Source organism: Streptomyces sp. NPDC007205, from assembly GCF_040634095.1.
Taxonomy (GTDB): domain Bacteria; phylum Actinomycetota; class Actinomycetes; order Streptomycetales; family Streptomycetaceae; genus Streptomyces.
Window position 1 is genome coordinate 1 of record NZ_JBEYEW010000156.1, and the last position, 2,078, is coordinate 2,078.

The following is a 2,078-nucleotide window of genomic DNA, read 5'->3' on the forward strand; positions in this document are numbered from 1 at the left end:
TTCGGTGATGCAGCGGTATGCGGTGGTGGTCCCGATGCCGAACGCGGCGGCGAGTTGAGCGTACGGGTGACCGTTGCGCAGATGGGCGAACGCAAACAGAGCCTGCCGGCCGGCGCTCAGGCGCCGCCAGCGGATGCTTGCTCGACCAGTAGGTCGGAAAAGGCTCAGTAAATGACCCCCACGGCAGTACAGCGAGGTTGCCTGCGAACGTGGGCTGCGGCTGGTAGCGACGCAGTGGGCCATATGGCCGTCGGTGATGCCGACGGCCACCAGGCGTTTCTCGATCGAGGTGGAAAACCCCCGAGATCCCGGGATTCTCCAGGCCAAAGATGCGGTGCCCGTCCTGGGCCGGGGGCCTCGACCGCCTGCTCAAAGCACACGCATGACGACGCGGAATCTTTCGACCAGGCCAGTCGGGTGCACCAGAAAGGTCCTGCGACCTGCGGTCTTCGCCCGTCGGCCGAGTCCCACTGCGCCCAGGCACCAGGCTCAGGCATCCAGGCGTTCAACGCGTTCACGTGCTCGCGAACTCGCGCTCTTCCGTTCGCGCTGCTGAATTAACAGAGTTATCAACTGTGGCACAGTCCCTGGTCAAACGCGGTGGCGCAACCGAGCGAATGACGCTGAGGGACTGCGTCCGGTTCTGGCCCGCCGCCTCAAGGGGCCTGGCCCACGGCCTCGCCGAACAACCGTAACCCTGAGAGGAATCTGCATGTCCGAAACCTCGTGCGCTCGCACCACGACGCGCCGCATCGTAATCAGCGGAGGTGGTACGGGCATTGGGCTCGCCGCAGCGCGGGCCTTCGCGGAGGAGGGGGACCGGGTGCTGTTGCTTGGCCGGCGTGCCGAGGCTCTGGAGAAGGCCGGGGTGCCCGGAGCGCTCACCTACGCAGCGGACCTCTCCGTGCCCGGAGAGGTGCGCGGTGTCGCCCGGTTCGTCGCTGAGGAGTTCGGCGCCGTCGACGTGCTCGTGCACAGTGCAGGGGGCGTCGGCAAACTGAAACCCCCGCCCAAGAGCGACGAACCCCTCGACCGGGTGGCACACAACTGGACCGTCAACTTCCGGGCGAATGTGCTGACCGCCGCGCTCCTCACCGAGGCACTGAAAGACCGGCTCGCCGAGCCCGGCGGCCGGGTGCTCTTCGTCGGTTCCATCGTCCCCTACCGGGGAGCCGGCAGCATAGCCTATGCGGCGGCCAAGGCCGGGCTCCACCCCTATGCCCACGGCTTGGCCCACGAGCTGGGATCGCGCGGCATCACGGTGAACGTAGTGGCTCCCGGATACATCGCGGACACCGATTTCCTCGGAGACACCCTGGACGAAGCGAGGCGACATCGGCTCATAGCCCACACCGTGACCGGCTGCGCCGGAGTGCCCAGGGACGTCGCAGCCACCCTGCGCTGGCTGGCCTCCCCCGGTGCCGGGCACATCACCTCACAGGTCGTTCGGGTCAACGGAGGCGCCGAGCGCGGGCACTGATGGCGGGCGGGTCATCCCCGGCCAGTGGACGAGAAGTCGTAACCGAAGCGTCGTGTCGTCGGGGGCTGGAACAACTGGGGCGAGGACTGTGTCCACGGTGTTGATCCGGGGCGCCCAACCTGCCCTAAGCTTGATCTTTAACGTCCGGTGTTGAATGGTGCGTCGAACTTGATCACTTGGTCCGGTATCCGCCGTAGATGAAGGCGACCTTCGTCTGAACATGTGCTCCGACCAAGGAATACACATCTTCAGAACGAAGGCCGGGGGGATGAGTCTGCCGTATCGCGACACACGACGAGAGGCTCTGGAGCGGGCTTGATCGGGTGGTTCAGAACTTAGCGGCGCCCGAGGGGCGTTGGGAGGGCTCGCGGACGCACATCGTGTGCCGGTTCCGCACATTGGATGCCGATACCTGCCCGTCCGCTCCGCACCGCCCGCGGGGGCGACCACCGTAAGGAACGCACCCGGCAACAGCCGGGCGTCTCCACGACCGGCCCCCCTAGGGTCTGTTGCGAAAGTTGATCTTGTTGGTTGGTGATCACGTCCTGTGGGACGTGGGGATCTGACGAACGGGCAGTGGGCCCGGCTTGAGCCGCTG

Annotated in this window: 1 protein-coding gene and 1 pseudogene; one reads left to right on the plus strand and one right to left on the minus strand. The window is 66.4% G+C overall.

Going from position 1 to position 2,078, the window contains the following annotated elements; all coding sequences use genetic code 11:
• Positions 1–132: pseudogene (locus tag ABZ624_RS42820) on the minus strand (transposase family protein); the annotation flags it as partial.
• Between the two features lie 580 nt (positions 133–712).
• Between ABZ624_RS42820 and ABZ624_RS42825 the strand changes: the two are divergent.
• Positions 713–1,480: an SDR family oxidoreductase gene (locus ABZ624_RS42825; protein WP_360101140.1), complete on the plus strand. Its 768-nt coding sequence runs from the start codon at positions 713–715 to the stop codon at positions 1,478–1,480.
• Positions 1,481–2,078 lie beyond the last annotated feature (598 nt).

What these genes read in the sequence shown, in the direction of transcription:
- ABZ624_RS42825 (WP_360101140.1), top strand. Translation starts at nt 713, where the DNA reads ATGTCCGAAACCTCGTGCGCTCGCACCACGACGCGCCGCATCGTAATC.